This window comes from Amycolatopsis decaplanina DSM 44594 (assembly GCF_000342005.1).
GTDB classification, from domain to species: Bacteria; Actinomycetota; Actinomycetes; order Mycobacteriales; family Pseudonocardiaceae; genus Amycolatopsis; species Amycolatopsis decaplanina.
On the sequence record NZ_AOHO01000038.1, the window covers coordinates 100,726 to 119,257 of the forward strand.

Consider the following 18,532-nt stretch of genomic DNA (forward strand, 5'->3'; position numbering starts at 1 on the left):
TCCGAAGTCCCAGTGTTCAAGAGGCAAGCGAAATGAGCGACAAACTGTCCGCAGGATCGGTTCAGAGAGGCCAACCGTCCAGTAGCGGTGTGGCTCACGGCCGGGATCCGGGACGAACGGTCCTTGCCCTCGACGACATCGACCGCGCGATCCTCGCCGAGCTGACCGTCGACGGCAGGCTCGCCGTCCGCGCACTGGCGGAACGACTGCACATCTCGCGCACCAACGCCTACGCGAGACTGGACCGCCTGATGTCCGAAGGCGTCATCACCGGCTTCGGCGCCCGGATCGACCCTCGGCGTGCCGGGCTCGGGACGAGCGCGTACATCCTGATCACCGTCGAGCAGACGTCGTGGCGCACGATGTCGGCCGAGTTGCGGGAGATCCCGTTCGTCGAGCACGTTTCGCTCGTCGGCGGCGACTTCGACATCCTGCTGCTGGTGCGGACGCCGGACAACGCGTCGCTACGGGATGTCGTCCTGGAACGGCTGCAGGCACTGGACGGCGTGCGGTCGACGCGGACCTGGCTGATCTTCGAGGAGCAGCCGGGCGCCGCCCCTCGTGAGTGGTGAGGACGGTTAGAACCGTCCTCACCACTCACGAGTCCGTGGTGAGCAGGTGGACCTGGGTGCGTGCGACGGTGGCCCTGATGGTCGCCGCGGCGAGTGTCGCGATCGTCCAAACGATTCAACCGGGCACCGCCGAAGCCCAGGCGGCACCCGCCGCGGCCGGCCGGTCCGCGATCTACGGCGGGGGACCGTTCTATCAGGACGGGCAGGGTGTCATGGACGTCCTGCGCTCGTCGGGCTTCACCGCGGTCATCCTGTGGAGCATCCACGTCCACGACAACGGGGACCTGTACTACAACGACCACCTCGTGGTCAGGGGTGGCCAGTACGTCGGCGACGCAGGGTGGCCCGCGCGCCTGCGGACGCTCAAGCAGGCGCCGACGTCCGTCGACCGCATCGAGGTCTCGGTCGGCGCCTGGGGCACGCCGGACTGGGAAGCGATCGACAACCTGATCACACGCGACGGCACCGGCAGCGGGACCGTGCTGTACCGCAACTTCCTCGCGCTGAAGAACGCCACCGGCGCGGACGCGATCAACAACGATGACGAAGCGCACTACGACGTCGACTCGACCGTCGCTTTCGCGCGAATGGCGAACGCCATGGGCTACCGGAACTTCACGCTTGCGCCGTACACGGCGGTCTCGTACTGGCAGGGCGTGAAGAACGGGCTCGGCGGCCTTGTCGACCGCGTGTACCTGCAGGCGTACGCGGGCGGCAGCGGCAACGACCCGGCGACGTGGTCGCGGTCGCTCGGCATGCCGGTGGATCCGGGACTGTGGAGCAAGAACGGTTCCGGCTGCACCGCTGGGGACTCGCCCGCGCAGGTGGAGAGCAAGATGCGGGCCTGGAAGTCGTCCGCGGGGATCCCCGGCGGCTTCATGTGGCTGTACGACGACATCAAGAAGTGTTCGGCGCAAGGTACGGCCGCCGACTACGCACGGGCGATCAACACCGCCACCACCGGCTGACCCGGGGTGCTGTAACGCTCTCCGCCCTTCCGCCGAATATAGGCGGGTTCGATGGCGGAGGCGGAGGGATCGTGGCGCGTGTCCTGCTCCTGTTGTCGGTCGCCGTGTTCGTCTTCGCGACGGCCGCCGGCGCGAGGTCGAATCCGCGGCACGTCTTGCCGTCACGGGCACGCGTCCGAACCGGCCACGGGCAAGGTGTCCACCAAGACGAAGGCAGACCAGCGCAGGGCGGCCTGCGGCAAGGACGAGGATCAGTGCTACGAGCCGGGGACGAACACCCCCAGTGCCGGACCGGCGGCTGCGTCAACGCCGGACGAGGGATGACACAGCGCGACGTCGAGAAACAGCGCGACGAAGTGGCTCCGCGAGCATCCGGGTTGGTGTCCGGCGGGCGAGACGGGAGCCGTGGCGCCGTGTTGACCGAAACGCACTGCCGAACACCCCATTCGGGTGATAACGGTTCGGCATTCGATGTATCTGACGTACTTCCCATTGACACCTTCCTGCGATCGCGGCGACCGGGTGGAGGAATGCGGTGACGGTGAAGGGCGCGGGTCAGGAGTACCTGACGCGGCAGATCGGGGCGCTGCTCGAAGCGATTCGTGAGGAGGGGCCGGTCGGCGAGGGCAGACGCAGCTTCCGGCTCGCCGGGCATCTCGCCGCCGAGGGCGGGTTCCACCTCGGCGACATCCTCGCCGCGACGGCGCATTTGCTGGCGGTCCACGCCTGGAACAACGGCTACCTCGCCGCGGCGGAACTGCTGACGCGCCGTATGCGGGACTTCGGCGCCGAGTCGGTGGAGCTGGTGCAGTACCTCGTGCGGTTGGAGACCGGGATCGAGCAGGGGTGGCTTCCGCAGGAGGACAGGGAAGCCCTCATCGACTACGCGCGGCGCGCCCAGCGGCCCGACATCGAGCGCCGGGCGCAGGCGATCGAGCCGTTGGTGCCCGGGGTCAGCGACCCCGAGTGTCCTGATCGGATGGCCAGTGAGTCGTGAGATAGTGCTCGGGATCCGCGAGGACGCCGCGTATCACCGAGCCGGCCGCGCCGCGTACGGCGGCTCCCGTGCCGAGCGCCGAGCGGACGACGCGCACCGGCGACCACGCCGCGCTGGGTACGCGGCGTTCCAGTTCGGCGAGGAGCGGCTCTCGTAGCCACGGCTCGAGTCGCGCGTAGGTTCCGCCTAGCACCACCGCCGGAACGTCCATCAGATTGACCACAGTGGACAGTCCGATGCCGAGGTGTCCCGCGGCGGTGGTCACCGCGGAAAGTGCCGCGTCGTCGCCGGACTCCAGCGCGGAGACCAGATCGTCCACGGTCTCCGCGCCCGCGAGCCGCAGGATCTCCTCTTGTCCCGCCATCCGTTCCAGGCAGCCGTTCGCGCCGCACGAACACGGCGGGCCGTCGGGCGCCACCGGCAGGTGGCCGATCTCGCCGCCCGCGCCGCGGACGCCTTCGAACAGGGCGCGGTCCAGCACGATTCCCGCACCGATCCCGATCTCGCCGGACACGTGGACGAAATCCGGCAGCGCCGAGCCGTGCCAGAGTTCGGCGAGTGCCGCGAAGTTCGCTTCGTTGGCGACAGTGAACGTCTCGCCGAGCCGGTCGGCGAGGTCGACGTCGCGCCAGCCCAGGTTGGGGGCGAGCCGCACAAGGCCGGATTCGACCAGGCCCGGAACCGCGATACCGACACCGCCGACGGGGACTCCGAGCGCGTCCGCCTGCTTCCGTGCTTCGCGCAGGAACTTCGAGACGCGCTGGAAGACGCGCGGGGTCCGGTTGTCCGCGTATCGGACCTCCTGCGCCCGGACGGTGCCGGTCAAATCGACGAGGCAGGACGCCAGGTAGTCGACGCCGATCTCGATGCCGAGTCCGTGCGGGCCGGTGGAGGAGAGCGACACGACGGTGCCGCGCCGTCCGGGGCCGACACGCTGTTCCGGCTCGCCTTCGGCCACGAGATCCGCCGCGATCAAGCGGTCGACCACGATCGACACGGTGGCCTTCGTGAGTCCGGTGGTGGCGGCGAGACCCGCCCGCGAGGTGCCCGGGCCGTCCGCGATCGCGCCGAGGACGAGGGCGGCGTTGTGCTGCCGCACGGTGTGCTGTCCCGCCGGGCGCGTGCCGATCATCGCGCGATTCTATTCGTTCGATGCCTGAACGAAAGCCTTGACCCGCCGGATTCGCATCGATAAGTTCAGGCATCAAACTAATTGGTGGAGGCGAGATGGCTCAGGCACCGACGCGTGAGGACAAGTTCAGCTTCGGGCTGTGGACCGTGGGCTGGCAGGCGAACGACATGTTCGGCCCGGCGAGCCGGGCTCCGCTCGACCCGGTCGAAGCCGTGCACCGCCTCTCGGATCTCGGCGCCTGGGGGATCACTTTCCACGACGACGACCTCGTTCCGTTCGGTTCGGCCGAAGCGGAACGCGCGCGGCATCTCAAGCGGTTCCAAGGCGCGCTCGCCGAGACCGGTCTCGTCGTGCCGATGGTGACCACGAACCTGTTCAGCCACCCCGTTTTCAAGGACGGCGGCCTGACCAGCAACGACCGCGACGTCCGCCGCTACGCGCTGCGGAAGGTGCTGCGGAATTTCGACCTCGCCGCCGAACTCGGCGCGTCGACGTTCGTGCTCTGGGGCGGCCGCGAAGGCAGCGAGACCGACGCCGCGAAGGACGTTCGCGCGGCGATGGACCGCTACCGCGAGGGCATCGACTTCCTCGCCCAGTACGTCCTCGACCAGGGTTACGGCCTTCGGCTCGCGCTCGAGCCGAAGCCGAACGAACCTCGTGGCGACATCCTGCTGCCGACCATCGGGCACGCGCTCGCGTTCATCTCCACGCTGGACAACCACGAGATCGTCGGGGTGAACCCCGAGGTCGGTCACGAGCAGATGGCCGGGCTCAACATCGTCCACGGCATCGGACAGGCCCTGTGGCAGGGCAAGCTGTTCCACATCGACCTCAACGGCCAGCGCGGCCCGCGGTTCGACCAGGACCTCGTGTTCGGCCACGGCGACGTGCTGTCGTCGTTCTTCCTGGTCGATCTGCTTGAGCACGGTGGCTACGACGGGCCGCGTCACTTCGACTACAAGCCGCTGCGCACGGAGAACATGGATGGCGTCTGGGCCAGCGCCGAAGCCAATATGGCCAGTTACCTGCTGCTCGCCGAACGTGCCCGCGCGTTCCGCGCCGATCCCGAGGTGCGGGCCGCGCTGGACGCCGCCCTCGTCCCGGAGCTGGCGACGCCGACCCTCGGCGAGGGCGAGACGGCGGCGGATCTGCTCGCGGACCGATCGGCGTTCGAGGACTTCGATCCGGACAAGGCGGCGGAACGCGGTTACGGCTTCATCCGCCTGTCCCAGCTCGCCCTCGAACACCTCACCGGGGCCCGCTAGAACCGGTCGACGTTGAGGACGGCCTTGGCGAACGCCTCCGGCGCTTCTTGCGGCACGTTGTGGCCGATCCCGTTCAGGACGCGGTGCTCGTACTTGCCGGAGAACTTCGACCGGTACGCCTTGCCGTCGGTGTTCGGGCCGTCGAAGTCGCTGCCGATCGTGATGGTGGGCACGGAAACCGCCGGTCCCTGAGCGAGTTTCTGTTCCAGCACGTCGAGTTTCGGGTCGCCGTCGGCGAGGCTCAGCCGCCACCGGTAGTTGTGGATCACGATGGCCACGTGGTCCGGGTTGTCGAAGCACGCCGCCGAGCGGTCGTAGGTCGCGTCGTCGAAGGTCCACTTCGGCGACGCGATCTTCCAGATCAGCTTGTTGAAGTCGTGGCGGTTCTTCGTGTAGCCGAGGATGCCGCGCTCGGTGGCGAAATAGAATTGGTACCACCAGCCGAGCTCGGCGGCGGGGGAGAGCGGCTGCTTGTTCGTCTCCCGGTCGGTCACCAGGTAGCCGCTCACCGACACGAGCGCTTTGCACCGCTCGGGCCACAGCGCGGCGATGATCACGGCCGTGCGGGCGCCCCAGTCGAAGCCGCCGAAGACCGCCTTCTCGATCTTGAGGGCGTCCAGCAACGCGACGATGTCGGCGGCGATCGCGGACTGCTGCCCGTTGCGGAACGTGTCCTTCGACAGGAACCGCGTCGGCCCGTAGCCGCGCAGGAACGGCACGATCACCCGATACCCCGCCGCGACCAGGCGCGGGGTGACGTCGACGTAGCTGTGGATGTCGTAGGGCCAGCCGTGCAGGAGGACCACCACCGGACCGTCTGCGGGGCCGGCTTCGGCGTAACCGATGCTCAGTTCACCGGCGTCGATCTGCTTGAGCGGGCCGAACGAGGTGTTCCCGCCGGTCGTGGCGGGCGCCACCACAGGTGCCGCCGCGGGCTGGGCCGAACAGCCCGCCACGGTGGCTCCCGCTGTCGCCGCGACGACGGCCTGTGCGAACCTTCTCCTGCTGAGCATCCTGATTCCTCCCGCGAAACGCTTGGTACGGGACGAAATTAGGGGGATGGCTCCGGGCGCGGCGACCGTCGGACGACGTCACGGGTGTAAGTCACGTGCCTAAGCGACTTCCGGTTCGGCGTTCACGAAGGCCGCTTCCAGCCTGCGGATCCGGGCCCAGAACTCGGTCTCCCGGCCGGACTCGAGAACGCCCAGATAGCCGCCGGGGACGGCGCGGCCCACGAACGGACCGGACGTCCACACCCGCCAGCCGCCGGTGGCGTCGTCTCCCGAAGCGGAGGCGGGATCGTCGATGCCGCGGATCGCCGCGATCGGGCATGAGAGCCGTGTCCTGGCAGGCCCACGGTAGGCGTTCAGCAACTGGAGATCGCCGAGGAGCAGGTCCAGGGCATACTCCCAGCTTTCGGGCGAGTCACGGTAGCCCGCGACGGGGGTGAGCCCGGTGCGGCCGAACACCCGCCCCAGCGCCGACGCTCCCGCCTTGGCGTTCTTGTCCGGTGAGCGCCGCTGCGGGGCGCACGCGTCCACGACGATCAGCGCGCCAGGGGCGACGCCAAGCCGTTGAGCCGCCTCCAGGGCGACGAAGGCCCCCATTCCGAATCCGATCGTCACGGAACGGGAGAACCAGGCCTTCGGTGTCGCGGCGGCCAAGACCGTGCCGAGTTCTTCGAGAGAGGACGCCGGCGACTCCGCAAGCCGTTCCCCGTGCCCGGGGTACTCGGCGCCCCGGACGTCCGCATCGGCCGCGCCGGCGAGCGGATCGAACGCCCGGAGCGTACCGCCGGCGGGCGGAACCAGCAGGTAGCCGGGGCCGCGACTGTCTGATGTGGACAGTGAAACGAGTGCGGCCGTCATGATCCGAAAGATACGCGCCATTAACCCGAATGGGGTAACGGTTCGGATTCGACGAAGATCAATTCACCCGCCGGGGGGAGCTTTCGGAGACAAGTCCGCCCGGCCGTGTCGTATCTGGCGCTCCCGTTCGACCTGTCCCCGGATGACCGCCACGGCCGCCTTGAGGACACGCTCGATGATCAGGTCGCGATCTTCCGGGCGGAGATAGAGGTAGTGACCCGCTTCCGGCAGGATTTCGACGTCGGCATGGGGGAGCAGGCTTTCGAGTCGTGCGGCGGCAGCGGCCGAATCGTGCACGACGCCGCGTCCGCCGAACAGGGCGAGCGTGGGAACTTCGATGGACCGCAGTGCCTCCTCGCTCGGGCAGACCTGGAACGGCACCCGCGCACGGTAGGACCGGATCCCGGCGAGCACCAGCCGGACGGCGGGCTGGTCGAGGATGTCCTCCCCGGCGGACCACGTCACGAACCGACGCCACAGCCGGTCGCTGTCGAACACCGCCGCGAGCAGGCCGTACCAGAGCACCTTCCGGACGAACGGCGCCGAAACCGTGGTCGCGTCCAGCAAGCCGATGGAGATGAGCCTGCCGGGGAAGTGGATCGCCTGGTTGACCGCGTGCCACCCACCGGTCGACCCGCCTACGAGGTGCACGGCGGTCAGCTCCAGGCTTTCGAAGACGTCGTCGAGGGCGCTCGCGCGCTCACGGATGTCCTTGAACGGCGCCGTTTGCACGCTTCGGCCCGCCTCGCCGAGAGTGTCGATCGCGTAGACCGCGTGCCGCTCGGCCAAGGCGGGAATCAAAGCGGCGAAACAGGCGGAAGTCGCCATGAGGCCCGGCAGCAGGGCGATCGGCGGGCCGCTGTCGCCGTAGCGGTAGACCCGCGTCGTGCCGTGGCGCGTCTCGACGTCGAAAACAGCGCCCGGCTCCGGGCACTCGGCCATGGCGCGGTCGTAGGCGGCGAAGTAACGCTTCTCGGCCGCCGGATTTCTGAATCTCCCGATTTTCTCCATGGCCGGAACGCTAGGCGGAGCCACGTTTCGGGTCTTGAACGAAAGTAAGATGGCGGCATGGGCGGGTGGGGTCTCGTGGTGCCGCGGCGGGACATCCTCCGCGCACCCGGCGAGCGGGTACTCGGGTGGCCTCCTTCCGGCCTCACCGCCCACGTGTCGAGCTACGTCGCGCATGACCTTCCCGATGCCGGCGCGAATTCCTGGCAGATCACTCCGTTGTCCGTGCTCGCGTGGGTGATCGACCTCGAAGCGCCGCGCCGTCCCGGGATCCCGGAGTCACCCGTGCTGGGGTTACGGGACCGCCCGTTGCGCGTCGAGCAGGCCGGGGCTTCGCGCGGGATCATCGTCACCCTGACCCCGCTCGGTGCGTACGCGTTGTTCGGGATCCCGTTGCGGGAGCTGGCGAATTCGGTGGTCGCGGCGTCCGACCTGTTGCCCGCCGGGGCGTTGACCGAACGGCTGGCCGAGGCGGCGGACTGGCCGGAAAGGTTCCGGCTGCTGGACGAGTACCTGGCGGCGAGCTTTGCCCGCGGCCCCGCGCCGGCGGCACCGGTCCGATACGCGTGGGACCGGCTTTCGGCGGGCCCGGTCCGCGTCGACACCCTCGCGGACGAGATCGGCTGGAGCAGGCAGCACCTCACTTCCCGCTTCCGCGAGCAGGTCGGGCTGAATCCCCGCACGGTCGGGCGAGTCGCCCGGCTCAACCGCGTGATGGCGCTGGTGAACCGGGCGTCGTCCCTTTCGTGGGCGGAGGTCGCGCACCTGGGTGGCTACAGCGACCAGGCGCATCTCATCCGCGAGTTCCGGGTGCTGACCGGATGCAGCCCGACCGAGGCCGGGAAACCGGCGGGGCTATTTGTTCCGCCACGTGACGGCGCGTGAATCGGCGCTTTCATAAGGCTGCGACGTGTACGCGAGCGACGTGATCGGATCCGACGCGACCCCGAAGTGCAGACGGCAGGACTCGAAGACCGCTCCCTTGGTCGAGAAGTCCTTCGGCGCGAACTTCTCGTCCTGGCAGCCGGTGACGTCGGTGTCCCCCATCCCCAGCAGGGAGCCCGGCCAACCACCGCTCTTGGTCTTGGCGCTGAGGATCGGTGCGTACACCTCGGCCATGTTGGTGCCGTCGACGTTGGTCAGCTTCTCGCGGACGAAAAAGAAGTTCTTGCCGCGCAGCTTCGCCTTGTCCTCGTCCTTGAGGGGCAGGCCGTCGATGTCGGCGTCGGGCGCTTTGACCGATTCCACGGTGACCGTCAGCCCGATGACGCCCTTCGCGTAGTGGCTGTAGAACGGAATGATCGCCTGTTCGCCGAACTTCAGTTTCGTACCCGGCTTCACGGCCTCGCCGGTGACCTCCAGCGTCGGCGTTGTGGTCAGGTACGGCTTCGCCGTCGTCGTCGGCTCGCTGGCGGACGCTTCCCCGGACGTGGTCGCGGCGGCGCTCCGGGCCTGGCCGGTGTTCGACGGCGGCGTACAGCCGATCAGCGCGGCGCCGAGCATCGCGGCGATGACGGCATGACGAACTCTCGGACGTGTGGGCACGACCGATCTCCCCTCGAAAGTGAAAGCGCGTGGATTCCCCCGAAGAGCACTCTAGACAACGAGCGTTCACTCGATCGGTGGAGGTAGGTTGCGGGCATGACCCAGGTTTCGACGCCTGCCGAGGCTGCCACGAGGATCACCGGACGAGCTGTCGCCGAGCAGAGGAGTCTCTCGGGCGGAGTGACCGAGGTGGTGCTGGACAGCGGCGACACAGTGGTCGTCAAACGGGGTCACGCCCGGAACGCGACACCGGCGGAGGCCGCGGGCCTGCGATGGCTGGGTGAGCCCGGTGCCGTACGGGTGCCCGAGGTACGCGGCCATGACGGCGAATGGCTGGTCACGGAACTGGTCGGCGGCGGACGGCCGACACATCACGCGGCGGAGCGGCTGGGGCGGGGACTCGCGGCGTTGCACGCGGCCGGTGCGCCCGCGTTCGGCGCGGCGCCGCCGGACGGGCCCGTCGACGCATGGATCGGCCTGGCCCCGATGAAGAACACTCCAGGGGAGGACTGGCCACGGTGGTACGCCGAGCACCGGGTCCTGCCCTATGTCCGCCGTGCGATCGACGAGGGCACTTTGACCGGCGAGGAAGCCGTTGTCATCGAGAACGCCTGTGCGCGGCTCTCCGTCGTGGCCGGACCGGCCGAACCTCCGGCGCGTCTGCACGGTGACCTGTGGAACGGCAACGTGCTGTGGGGAGCCGTCGAGGCCTCGCTCATCGATCCGGCCGCGCATGGTGGCCATCGCGAAACCGATCTGGCCATGCTCCAGTTGTTCGGCTGCCCGCTGCTCGATCGGGTGCTCGCCGCTTACCAGGAGGTCGCCCCGCTCGCCGACGGCTGGACCGACCGGATCGGCGCGCACCAGCTGTTCCCGCTCCTGGTCCACACCGTCCTTTTCGGACGGTCCTATGCCGGGCAGGCGGTCGCGGCCGCGAAGGCCGTCGGCCGGTAGCTCACCGGGCGAGGCGGTCGAGCCATTCGGCGAGCATCGCGTGCTCGGCGGGGGTCAGCACGTCCCCGGGTTCCTTCTCCAGCACGGCTTTGAGCGCGATCGCGCGGCTGGGGATGTCCGAAGCCCTGTCCGCGTTGCCGGTGGTGATGGTCGCGATCACATGCTCGCGCGCGGCGGTGATCAGGTCCGGATCGCGTTGCTCCGGCGGGCTCGCGAGGAAGGAGAGGATCACGCCCATCCCGGTCGCGTGCACCAACTGCGCGGCTTGCTCGACCGGGACGCGCAGCCTGCCTGCCTCGGCGATGCGTTCGACTATCCGGCGGAGCATCCTGTCCGCCTCCTGGCGCGCTTCGCGGACGCGGGGCTCGCCGTACATGAGCATGTAGAAGGCGGGCTGGTGCAGGCAGAACTCGACGTGCAGGTCCCAGCCTCGCCGGAGGTCGTGCACCGGGTCGTCCGTCTCGCCGAGGGCGTGCTTTCCCTCCAAATAGCTCTTGAAGCCATACGTGGCGACCGCGTCGAGAAGGCCGTCCTTGTCGCCGAAGGTCCGGTCGAGCGTCGGCGCCTGCACTCCGGCGGCGGCGCTGACCGCACGCGTCGACAACGCGTCGCGTCCACCCTCCTGCAGGAGTTCCGCCGCCGCGTGGACCAACCACGCCGCAGGCACCATGTACCTCGCGCCGGTGGCCGAACTGGATCTGGACCGGCTGGACCGGTTGCACCGCACCAACATCCGCGGCACCTTCGTGGTCGACCAGCAGCCGGCCCGCCGCGTTCGCGACGGCGGCGCGATCATCAACTTCTCCACCTCTGTGCTCGGCCTCGCCCTGCCGGGATACGCCGCCTATGCCGCCACGAAGGGCGCGGTGGAGGCGATCACTCTGGTTCTCGCCCGAGAACTGCGCGGCCGCGACATCACCGTGAACGCGGTCACCCCTAGCCCGACCGCCACGGCGCTGTTCCTCGACGGCGAGGACGAGGCCACCATCGCGAGCATGGCGGCGCAGCCCCCGCTCGAACGTTTCGATACCCCGTCCGACATCGCCTAGGTCGTCTCGCTCCTCGCCGGTCCGCGCGCTGGGTCAACGGCCAGGTCCTTCGCGCTAACGGCGGCATCGTCTGAGCCGGGCTTGCGGTCAGACGACGTCCAGCCGCGGTGCGGCCGACGCGGACTGGGCCGCGTAGGCGATCGAATTGGCGTCGTTGAGATTGTTGACCCGCACGGTGAACGCCGGAACGGCTCGCTTGGTGTACTTCGTGGTGTAGACCGAAAAGGTCTTGGTGGCCTGCGAGTAGAAGATGTGCTTGGTTTGGTTCCAGTCGACTTCGAGGAACTGACGGCGCACGACGCCGACGAAGAGGAAGAGCAACCGGCGATTCGTGCAGGCGAGGACACCCTGGCCTTCGCCCTGAGCGCCGGTGAGCGCGAGTACCCGCTCTTCGGGCCTGAGGTAACCGGGCAGGAGGTTGACCTCCTTCATGGAGCCCACCAGCATCCCGCGAACGTTCCCCAACGCCGCCGCGATATCCGGGCGTGTGGCGGGAACGGGCTGAGGCGCCTGCCGTGGGGGTTCGGGCGCCGGAGGCGCGACCACCGGGCGCTCGGCTGTGTGGAACGTCCAGCGATGCCCGTCCCAGTACCGCAGCAGAGAGTCGTCCATCGGATCGGGAAACCACGACGCGGGACGGGTGGGTGTCGGTGGGGGACCGGGCCGTGAGGTGGGGTGACTCATGTCAGATCGCCATCCGAAGACAGGTCGCCGTCTTCGCCCGCGTCGGTATCCGACGCGACGGCCGACAGTGCGAGGGAGCGAGCGTTCGCCGGATCGGCGTCGCGGCGAGACGCACGCCATTCGACAGCGTCCGCGGTGTCCTTGTATTCGAGGATGTGGTCGTCACCGAGCTTGGTGAGCAGCTCCTTCACCCGGGCGGGCGTGGCATAGAAGAACTCCCGGCGCGGATTCACCATGTTGACGCGGTCGGCGGCGAGTTGCTGGTGCAGGGCGGTTTCGAGCGCGACCGCGTCTTCGGAGAAGAAGAGTCCGTGGACGTCGAACCGGAACGGCACGGACGCGTCGCCGAGCTCCCGGACCCGGTCCATCGGTTCGAGGCGACGGGTCATCCCGATCTTCACCACGTCGGGGCCGAACGCGCCCAGATTGGAGATGACGTAGACGTAGCCGGCGCGGACGTTGGCGGCCCGCTGTTCGACGCCGGCGATGGCATCGTCGACGGCGGCCAGCTGTTCCTTCGCCCGGGCCCAGCCTTCGGTGTCCCCCTTCGCCTCGAGCCGGGCGAGGATGGTGGCGTAGTGGGTGCGCTCCTTCGCGAGACGCGCGCGCTCCCGCTCGACCTCCTTCATGACCTTGGCCTCTTCGCGGAGTCTGGCACGTTCTTCCCTCGCCGCCTCGCGTTCGACCTCGACCTTCATCAGGTAGTCGGCGGTTAGGTCGATCTCCTTGAGCCTGAGCCGGTGATAGTCGTTGGAGATGACGATGCGCATCAGGGTGCCGAGCTTGCCGATCGTGTCCCGCGTGGTCGTCAGCCGGTTCTTGACGGATTCCACCGTATGCGGCTTGACCACGCGGACGGCGTTATCGGCTTCGGCGTTGTACGCCCGGAGCATCAACTTGGCCATGTCACGGCCAAGTTTCTGCCCCTCTTTGACGGAACCGTTGACCGCCCAGTCGACCTGGCAGGTCACGGCGTCCGCCTTCGCCGCTGCTTTGATCTTCAGCCGCAGTTCGCCGAGCGCGTCCTTGTAGGCCAGAGCGTCCTCGAGCGGATGCGCGTACTCGTAGATGCCCACTTGCTGTAGCAACGCGAGTTCACGGGTCTCGACGAGCTGGGAGCGCCAAGACTCCAGTTCGGCCACCAGTTGCTGCCGTGCGGCGGACTGCGCCGAATGCTCCGCCTTGGCCTGCTCGACCGCTGCTTTCAACCGGCGGAGGTCGGCTTCGAGCGCGGGAGTTTCGGCTCCGCGAAGGTGCCCGACCCAGCCTCTCAACTCCGCGATCGTCGCGTGGGCCGCCGCCAGTTGTTGTTGAAGGGTGACGACTTCCGCGCTCTGATTGTTGCCGAACAACGCCACTCTGCTTCCTCCCCGTATGGCACCGGCCAAGATTGCCGGCTCCCAGTGCTACTTCCGAATCTTTGAGCGGGCACGCAGCGTTACATCGGTTCGTGTGCGAGCCGTCGGTTCACTGAACCGGACTAACGTCAGTGATGGACGACCCGAACAGAAGCGGGCGGACCCGTCCGAGAACGACGAGTCCGCCCTTTGTGTACAGAAGATCAGACGACGGTGCCCTCGGACTCGTCGTCCGAGTCGGTCTCCTCGATCTTCCACTTCAGCTGGAACTCGACCTCTTCCTCGCCGTCACCGCGCTCGTGCTCGATCGAGAACTGTGCGCGGGCGGGGACGCGGAACCGTTCCCCGGCGATCTGGATGCGGAACGAGGTCTCGGATTCGAGCGCGTCGGCGAGCCGGCGCAGTTTCGCGACGACGTCGGCGGTGGAGTAGACGCGTTCGACGTCTCGGGGAGCGGTTCCGGTCACGGTTTCCTCCAGAGGTCCGACACCCTGGCAGGGTGTCCGTGGCGTCATTCAATCGGGTGATCAACGCGCGCTGGAGGCGGGGTCACAGTGACCGGGCGAGGCGGAAGCCGACGTCGTCGACGCGGAAGGTCGGGTGACTGCGGCGCCGCACCGAGGCACGGCAGCTCCAGTGTTCGTCGAACCAGCCGCCGCCCTTCAGGACCCGGTACTCGCCGTACACCTCGGCGTCGTACACGTCCCAGCACCACTCCCAGACGTTGCCCAGCATGTCGTGGAGGCCCCACGCGTTGGGCGCCTTCCCGCCGACTTCGTGCACCGACTCCGCCGAGTTCTCGCGGTACCAGGCGATCTCGTCGAGCGGCCCGTAGCGGGCACCGGTCGTGCCGGCGCGGCAGGCGTGCTCCCATTCCGCCTCGGAGGGCAGGCGGTAGCCGTTCGCCGACCGGTCCCAGGTCGAGGAATCCAGCTGGTAGGCGGGAGTCAGGCCTTCGCGTTCGGACAGGGTGTTGCAGAACCGGAGCGCGCCCGGCCACGAGACGTCGACGAGGGGAAGCCTCCCGGGCTCGCGAGTGACGGGAACCGGGGCGAGCAGGAAGGACGGGACATCGACGGTCCAGCTCCGCTGCGTCCGCCGGTCCGACAGCGTCACCTCGCCCGCCGGCACAGTGATCATCTCCATGGTCCGGCCGATGTTACCCAGACCGAGGGCGCCGGTGCGCCATGATGGACGCGTGCCTCTGCTCATCGAGCCCGCCCTGCCCACCGGTACGTTCCGGTCGGTCCGGCAGCCGTGCCTGATCGTCGATGACAGGCTGGTGCTGAGACCTTGGTGTGTTGACGACGCGGAGGACGTCGTAAGCGCCTTCGCCTGCCCCGCCATCCAGCGCTGGCACGTCCGCTGTATCGACGGAGCGGACGAGGCCCACGAGTGGATCGCGGGCTGGGAACAGCGCTGGACGGACGAGACGGACGCGAGCTGGGCGGTGGTTGACGCGCGCGAAGACCGGCCGATCGGGCAGGTCGGTCTCCGCGCCATCTCGCTATTCGAGGCGTCGGCGCAATTGTCCTACTGGGTTCTCCCTGCCGCTCGCGGAGCGGGGATCGCGGGCGGCGCGGTGGCGGCGCTGACGCGGTGGGCGTTCGAAACCGTCCGGCTGAACCGGTTGTTCCTCCTGCATTCCACCGCGAACGCCGCCTCATGCCGCGTCGCGGGCAAGGCCGGATACGCACTGGAAGGCACCTTGCGGTCATCGATGCTGCACGCCGACGGGTGGCACGACGTCCACCTGCACGCGAGGCTCAGGAGCGAATCGGCGTCCTCCGCCACAGGACGAGCGGAAGCGGAACGAGGGCGATCGCCGCACTGATCCAGATGGCGTGCCGGTAGTCGCCGGTCGACTCCGTGACGAAACCGGCGAGCACCGGCCCCAGGAACGCCCCGGCGTTCAGCGCGACCGTCGCGAACGAACCACCGAGGGTCGGCGCCCCGGGCGCCACGTGCATGACCCGCGCCACCAGCGCGGAACCACAGCCGAACGACAGTCCACCTTGGACGGTCGCCATGACGAACAACCCGATCGGCTGCGCGCCGGCCGCCGCCAGCACCGCCCAGCCCACCGGCAGGGCGCACAACGCGAGTACCAGGCCGCGCCGGAGTTCACCGTCTCCCGTGCGGCCCGCCACTGTGACACCGAGGAACGCGCCGACACCGAACGCCGCCAGCAGACCGGAAACCGCTCCGGCCGGAAGATGGGCGACGTCCGTCGCGATGACCGCGAGGAAGGCGAACGTCGCGAAGGTCGCGCCGTTGATCAACGCCGCCTGGAGCATCGCCTGCCGCACAGGAGGCGATTTCAGTTCACGTGCCTCGCGCCTGATCGAGACTTCGTGCGGACCCGCCGCGTCGGCGGGCGCCGAACGGAACACCAGCACCAGCGCGGGAAGACACAACGCGGTGACCGCCCAGAACGCGGAACGCCAGCCCGCGAGATCACCCAGTACGGCGCCGGCGGGCACTCCGGCGACACACGACAGCGTGATGCCCGCCAACAGGATCGCGGTCGCCCGCGCTTGCTTTCCCGGTGGTGCCAGAGCGATCGCGACGGGCATGGCCACGGCGAGGAATCCGGCGTTGACGACGGCCGCAGCGACGCGGGTACCGAACAGCAGCGGGAAACTCGTCGTCACGGCGCCGATGACGTGCACAACGACAAAAGCGGTCAGAAATCCGGCCAACGCCCTGCGGCGGGGCCAGCGCGCGCTGAGCACGGCCATGGCGGGTGCGCCGACGATCATCCCGACGGCGTAGGCCGACGTCAGCGCGGCGGCCGCGCCCACCGGGACGGACAGCTCACCGGCGATCCCCGGCACGAGACCGGAGGCCATGAATTCGGAGGTGCCTTGCGCGAAGACGGCAAGGCCGAGGACATAGACGAACAGGGGCAACGGACGACTCCCAGAGAAGAAGTGAGCAGGAGGAGCCGTGCGCGGGGCTGGAGGAAACCCGGCCGGACGCACGGAACAGCGCTCCGGTCACCGGGAAGCGAGAGCGGCCGATGCCTAGCGGCCGGGCACGACGACTCGCCGCCGGATGACCGGCGGCGGGGTTCTGTCCGACTCGGGGCTCGTCACGGGAACGCACACTACACAGGCCCGCCGTCGCCCCTCAACCCCAATGCCACGTAGCTTAACTTGAATATGAAAACCAGCTCCATGTTGCCGTTGTTCTGGCCGGGGCAGAACGGCAGGGGCTCGGGTTACCTGAGTGCTGCTCGGCGGTGCTGGTGTGGCGTTGGCCCCACGTATCCCTGTCGCCACACCAGCCACTGTCCACAATGGAGAAGCCTGCCCGAGGTCGCACCGGCTACCGTCGCCGACAAGAAACCGCAGGTCGAAAGCTTGATCAAGTCAAGCTACGTGGCATTGCCCTCAGCCCGATTGCCGTCACCGCGGGAAACGGCGCCCGTTCCGCGTGCCGGAACGCTTTCATTGCCCATTCGAAAGAACCCGGGTAATGCGTTCTGACCTGCGGTTTTCGTGATTGTTTCGGTACTGGGAAACGACCTTGGATTCGGTTAACCTCGACTTCATGATTCCCACAGTTGTCTGGGGTACAGGCAACATCGGCCGTGCCTCCATCCGGGCCGTCGACGCGCATCCGGCACTGGAACTCACCGGTGTGCTCGTGCACGATCCCGCGAAGGTCGGTCGCGACGCCGCCGCGCTCGCGGGAGTCGAAGGTGAGCTGGGTGTGGCGGCGACCGATGACGTCGAAACGGTTCTGGCGGCGGGTCCGCGAGCGGTGGTGTACGCGGCGTCCGGCGACATCCGGCCCGCCGACGCGCTGGCCGACATCGTCCGCGCGATCCGGGCCGGGGCGGTGGTGGTGACACCCGCGCTCTACGCGCTGTACGACCAGCGCAACGCGCCGGAGGAACTGCGGGAGCCGGTGCTCGCGGCGATCGCCGAGGGCGGTGGTTCGCTGTTCGTCTCCGGCGTGGATCCGGGGTGGGGCAACGACATCCTGCCGTTGCTGATCAGCGGGCTCGGCACCACGGTGGACGCGGTCCGCTGTCAGGAGATCTTCGACTACTCCACCTACGACCAGCCGGATTCCGTCCGCTACCTGGTCGGCATGGGGCAGCCGATGGACTACCAGCCGCCGATGCTGGCCCCGTCGGTGCCCACGATGGTGTGGGGCGGACAGGTTCGGCTGATCGCTCGGGGCCTCGGGGTCGACCTGGACGAGATCCGCGAGACGCTCGACCGCCGCCCGCTCGAGGAAACCGTGACCACGCGGGCCATGGGCGAGTTCGAAGCCGGCACGCAGGGCGCCGTCCGGTTCGAAGTGCAGGGGATCGTGGACGGCGAACCCCGCATCGTCATCGAGCACGTCACCCGGATCCACGCGTCGTGCGCACCGGACTGGCCGACGCCGCCCAGTGGCGACGGGGCGCACAGGGTGATCATCGAAGGCCGTCCCAGGATCGAGGTCTCGGTCGAGGCCACCGACGAGGGCGAGAACCGGTCCGCCGGCGGCAACGCGACAGCGGTCGGCAGGCTGGTCGGCGCCATCGACTGGCTCGTGGACGCCAAACCGGGCCTCTACGACGCACTGGACGTCCCTTTGCGACCGGCCACCGGCAAGCTCGGAAGGAGCGCGCGATGAACATCGACATTCCCGAGGGCAAGGATCCGATCGGCTACGTGTGGGGCGAGATGGTGCCCGGCATCGGCGTCGCGGCGTCGAATCTCTCGCTCGCGGTCTACTCGCACACCACGCTGGGGCTGCGCGAGTTCGAGGCGGCCCGGTTGCGGATCGCGCAGATCAACGGCTGCGTCTTCTGCCTGGACTGGCGGACCGAACGAGACGGGGTGAAGGTCGAGGAGGAGTTCGCCGACGCGGTGACCGAGTGGCGCACCACCGCCGCCTTCGACGAGCGGACCCGGCTGGCCGCCGAGTACGCCGAACGCTACGCGCTCGACCACCACGGGATCGACGACGAGTTCTGGAAGCGGATGGGCGAGCACTACAGCCAGAAGGAAATCGTCGAACTGAGCATGAGCATCGGTTCCTGGCTCGCTTTCGGAAGGCTGAACCACGTTTTGGGGATCGACACCGTCTGCGTTCTGCCGAAGATATGAGAAAAGGCCGGGGGCGTCACC

20 protein-coding genes and 1 pseudogene are annotated in these 18,532 nt (G+C 68.5%); 10 read left to right on the forward strand and 11 right to left on the reverse strand.

The genetic code is table 11. The features are described from left to right. Positions 1-89: 89 nt before the first annotated feature. The 3 genes from H074_RS08080 (at position 90) to H074_RS08090 (ending at position 2,537) form a co-directional block, all read left to right on the forward strand. On the forward strand, positions 90-572 hold the full coding sequence (locus H074_RS08080; protein ID WP_007029541.1) for an Lrp/AsnC family transcriptional regulator: 483 nt from the start codon (positions 90-92) through the stop codon (positions 570-572). A 56-nt stretch (positions 573-628) separates the two neighbouring features. After that, positions 629-1,540, forward strand: coding sequence for a lysyl endopeptidase (locus tag H074_RS08085; RefSeq protein ID WP_235096697.1), 912 nt, complete (start codon positions 629-631; stop codon positions 1,538-1,540). 535 nt (positions 1,541-2,075) lie between these two features. Next, complete coding sequence (locus H074_RS08090; protein WP_007029543.1) at positions 2,076-2,537, forward strand: hypothetical protein; 462 nt, start codon at positions 2,076-2,078, stop codon at positions 2,535-2,537. Here the strand turns inward: H074_RS08090 and H074_RS08095 are convergent. Beyond that, positions 2,494-3,669 carry an ROK family transcriptional regulator gene (locus H074_RS08095; RefSeq protein ID WP_007029544.1) on the reverse strand — a complete coding sequence of 392 codons (1,176 nt, stop codon included), beginning with the start codon at positions 3,667-3,669 and terminating at the stop codon, positions 2,494-2,496. The genes H074_RS08090 and H074_RS08095 overlap by 44 nt on opposite strands. Before the next feature lie 95 nt (positions 3,670-3,764). Between H074_RS08095 and xylA the strand changes: the two genes are divergently transcribed. Continuing rightward, positions 3,765-4,934 carry a xylose isomerase gene (gene xylA, locus H074_RS08100; RefSeq protein ID WP_007029545.1) on the forward strand — a complete coding sequence of 390 codons (1,170 nt, stop codon included), beginning with the start codon at positions 3,765-3,767 and terminating at the stop codon, positions 4,932-4,934. Here xylA and H074_RS08105 read toward each other — a convergent pair. The 3 genes from H074_RS08105 to H074_RS08115 all read right to left on the reverse strand — a co-directional run bounded on the left by H074_RS08105 (position 4,931) and on the right by H074_RS08115 (position 7,813). Then, positions 4,931-5,947, reverse strand: coding sequence for an alpha/beta fold hydrolase (locus H074_RS08105; protein WP_007029546.1), 1,017 nt, complete (start codon positions 5,945-5,947; stop codon positions 4,931-4,933). The genes xylA and H074_RS08105 overlap by 4 nt on opposite strands. A 99-nt stretch (positions 5,948-6,046) precedes the next feature. After that, positions 6,047-6,802 (reverse strand): thioesterase II family protein, encoded by a 756-nt coding sequence (locus H074_RS08110; RefSeq protein WP_039921862.1) that lies wholly within the window; start codon positions 6,800-6,802, stop codon positions 6,047-6,049. A 63-nt stretch (positions 6,803-6,865) separates the two neighbouring features. Then, positions 6,866-7,813, reverse strand: coding sequence for an alpha/beta fold hydrolase (locus tag H074_RS08115; protein WP_007029548.1), 948 nt, complete (start codon positions 7,811-7,813; stop codon positions 6,866-6,868). A gap of 57 nt (positions 7,814-7,870) precedes the next feature. On the opposite strand from H074_RS08115, the gene H074_RS08120 reads away from it, so the two are divergent. Next, the gene (locus H074_RS08120; RefSeq protein WP_007029549.1) at positions 7,871-8,695 is read left to right on the forward strand and encodes a helix-turn-helix domain-containing protein; all 825 of its coding nucleotides are present in this window, start codon (positions 7,871-7,873) and stop codon (positions 8,693-8,695) included. Here the strand turns inward: H074_RS08120 and H074_RS08125 are convergent. Next, the gene (locus H074_RS08125) at positions 8,666-9,355 is read right to left on the reverse strand and encodes a hypothetical protein (RefSeq protein ID WP_039921813.1); all 690 of its coding nucleotides are present in this window, start codon (positions 9,353-9,355) and stop codon (positions 8,666-8,668) included. The two genes, H074_RS08120 and H074_RS08125, sit on opposite strands and share 30 nt — an antisense overlap. A gap of 96 nt (positions 9,356-9,451) precedes the next feature. On the opposite strand from H074_RS08125, the gene H074_RS08130 reads away from it, so the two are divergent. Then, positions 9,452-10,309, forward strand: coding sequence for a fructosamine kinase family protein (locus H074_RS08130; RefSeq protein WP_039921814.1), 858 nt, complete (start codon positions 9,452-9,454; stop codon positions 10,307-10,309). A gap of 1 nt (position 10,310) precedes the next feature. On the opposite strand, the gene H074_RS08135 is transcribed toward H074_RS08130, so the two are convergent. Continuing rightward, the gene (locus tag H074_RS08135) at positions 10,311-10,979 is read right to left on the reverse strand and encodes a TetR/AcrR family transcriptional regulator (RefSeq protein WP_007029551.1); all 669 of its coding nucleotides are present in this window, start codon (positions 10,977-10,979) and stop codon (positions 10,311-10,313) included. Between H074_RS08135 and H074_RS08140 the strand changes: the two are divergent. Beyond that, a pseudogene (locus H074_RS08140) lies at positions 10,963-11,432 on the forward strand (SDR family oxidoreductase); the annotation flags it as partial. The gene H074_RS08135 and the pseudogene H074_RS08140 overlap by 17 nt on opposite strands. 13 nt (positions 11,433-11,445) lie before the next feature. Here H074_RS08140 and H074_RS08145 read toward each other — a convergent pair. The 4 genes from H074_RS08145 to H074_RS08160 form a co-directional block, all read right to left on the reverse strand. Further along, a complete protein-coding gene (locus H074_RS08145; protein ID WP_083920389.1) occupies positions 11,446-12,042 on the reverse strand; it encodes a DUF2510 domain-containing protein in 597 nt (198 codons plus the stop codon). After that, positions 12,039-13,400, reverse strand: coding sequence for an SNIPE associated domain-containing protein (locus tag H074_RS08150; RefSeq protein WP_007029554.1), 1,362 nt, complete (start codon positions 13,398-13,400; stop codon positions 12,039-12,041). Before H074_RS08150 ends, H074_RS08145 begins: the two co-directional genes overlap by 4 nt. A 203-nt stretch (positions 13,401-13,603) precedes the next feature. Next, complete coding sequence (locus tag H074_RS08155) at positions 13,604-13,867, reverse strand: amphi-Trp domain-containing protein (RefSeq protein WP_007029555.1); 264 nt, start codon at positions 13,865-13,867, stop codon at positions 13,604-13,606. A gap of 82 nt (positions 13,868-13,949) precedes the next feature. Next, positions 13,950-14,546: a formylglycine-generating enzyme family protein gene (locus H074_RS08160; protein ID WP_007029556.1), complete on the reverse strand. Its 597-nt coding sequence runs from the start codon at positions 14,544-14,546 to the stop codon at positions 13,950-13,952. 52 nt (positions 14,547-14,598) lie between these two features. On the opposite strand from H074_RS08160, the gene H074_RS08165 reads away from it, so the two are divergent. Beyond that, on the forward strand, positions 14,599-15,234 hold the full coding sequence (locus H074_RS08165; RefSeq protein WP_007029557.1) for a GNAT family N-acetyltransferase: 636 nt from the start codon (positions 14,599-14,601) through the stop codon (positions 15,232-15,234). Here H074_RS08165 and H074_RS08170 read toward each other — a convergent pair. Continuing rightward, positions 15,167-16,312 carry a Cmx/CmrA family chloramphenicol efflux MFS transporter gene (locus H074_RS08170; RefSeq protein WP_007029558.1) on the reverse strand — a complete coding sequence of 382 codons (1,146 nt, stop codon included), beginning with the start codon at positions 16,310-16,312 and terminating at the stop codon, positions 15,167-15,169. The two genes, H074_RS08165 and H074_RS08170, sit on opposite strands and share 68 nt — an antisense overlap. A gap of 643 nt (positions 16,313-16,955) precedes the next feature. Here H074_RS08170 and H074_RS08175 point away from each other — a divergent pair. Continuing rightward, the gene (locus H074_RS08175; protein ID WP_007029559.1) at positions 16,956-18,035 is read left to right on the forward strand and encodes an NAD(P)H-dependent amine dehydrogenase family protein; all 1,080 of its coding nucleotides are present in this window, start codon (positions 16,956-16,958) and stop codon (positions 18,033-18,035) included. Continuing rightward, positions 18,032-18,511, forward strand: a complete 480-nt coding sequence (locus H074_RS08180; protein ID WP_007029560.1) for a carboxymuconolactone decarboxylase family protein — start codon at positions 18,032-18,034, stop codon at positions 18,509-18,511. Before H074_RS08175 ends, H074_RS08180 begins: the two co-directional genes overlap by 4 nt. The last annotated feature ends 21 nt before the right edge of the window (positions 18,512-18,532 follow it).

What these genes read in the sequence shown, in the direction of transcription:
- H074_RS08095 (WP_007029544.1), bottom strand. Translation starts at nt 3,669, where the DNA reads ATGATCGGCACGCGCCCGGCGGGACAGCACACCGTGCGGCAGCACAAC.
- xylA (WP_007029545.1), top strand. Translation starts at nt 3,765, where the DNA reads ATGGCTCAGGCACCGACGCGTGAGGACAAGTTCAGCTTCGGGCTGTGG.
- H074_RS08105 (WP_007029546.1), bottom strand. Translation starts at nt 5,947, where the DNA reads ATGCTCAGCAGGAGAAGGTTCGCACAGGCCGTCGTCGCGGCGACAGCG.
- H074_RS08110 (WP_039921862.1), bottom strand. Translation starts at nt 6,802, where the DNA reads ATGACGGCCGCACTCGTTTCACTGTCCACATCAGACAGTCGCGGCCCC.
- H074_RS08115 (WP_007029548.1), bottom strand. Translation starts at nt 7,813, where the DNA reads ATGGAGAAAATCGGGAGATTCAGAAATCCGGCGGCCGAGAAGCGTTAC.
- H074_RS08120 (WP_007029549.1), top strand. Translation starts at nt 7,871, where the DNA reads ATGGGCGGGTGGGGTCTCGTGGTGCCGCGGCGGGACATCCTCCGCGCA.
- H074_RS08130 (WP_039921814.1), top strand. Translation starts at nt 9,452, where the DNA reads ATGACCCAGGTTTCGACGCCTGCCGAGGCTGCCACGAGGATCACCGGA.
- H074_RS08135 (WP_007029551.1), bottom strand. Translation starts at nt 10,979, where the DNA reads ATGGTGCCTGCGGCGTGGTTGGTCCACGCGGCGGCGGAACTCCTGCAG.
- H074_RS08145 (WP_083920389.1), bottom strand. Translation starts at nt 12,042, where the DNA reads ATGAGTCACCCCACCTCACGGCCCGGTCCCCCACCGACACCCACCCGT.
- H074_RS08160 (WP_007029556.1), bottom strand. Translation starts at nt 14,546, where the DNA reads ATGGAGATGATCACTGTGCCGGCGGGCGAGGTGACGCTGTCGGACCGG.
- H074_RS08175 (WP_007029559.1), top strand. Translation starts at nt 16,956, where the DNA reads ATGATTCCCACAGTTGTCTGGGGTACAGGCAACATCGGCCGTGCCTCC.
- H074_RS08180 (WP_007029560.1), top strand. Translation starts at nt 18,032, where the DNA reads ATGAACATCGACATTCCCGAGGGCAAGGATCCGATCGGCTACGTGTGG.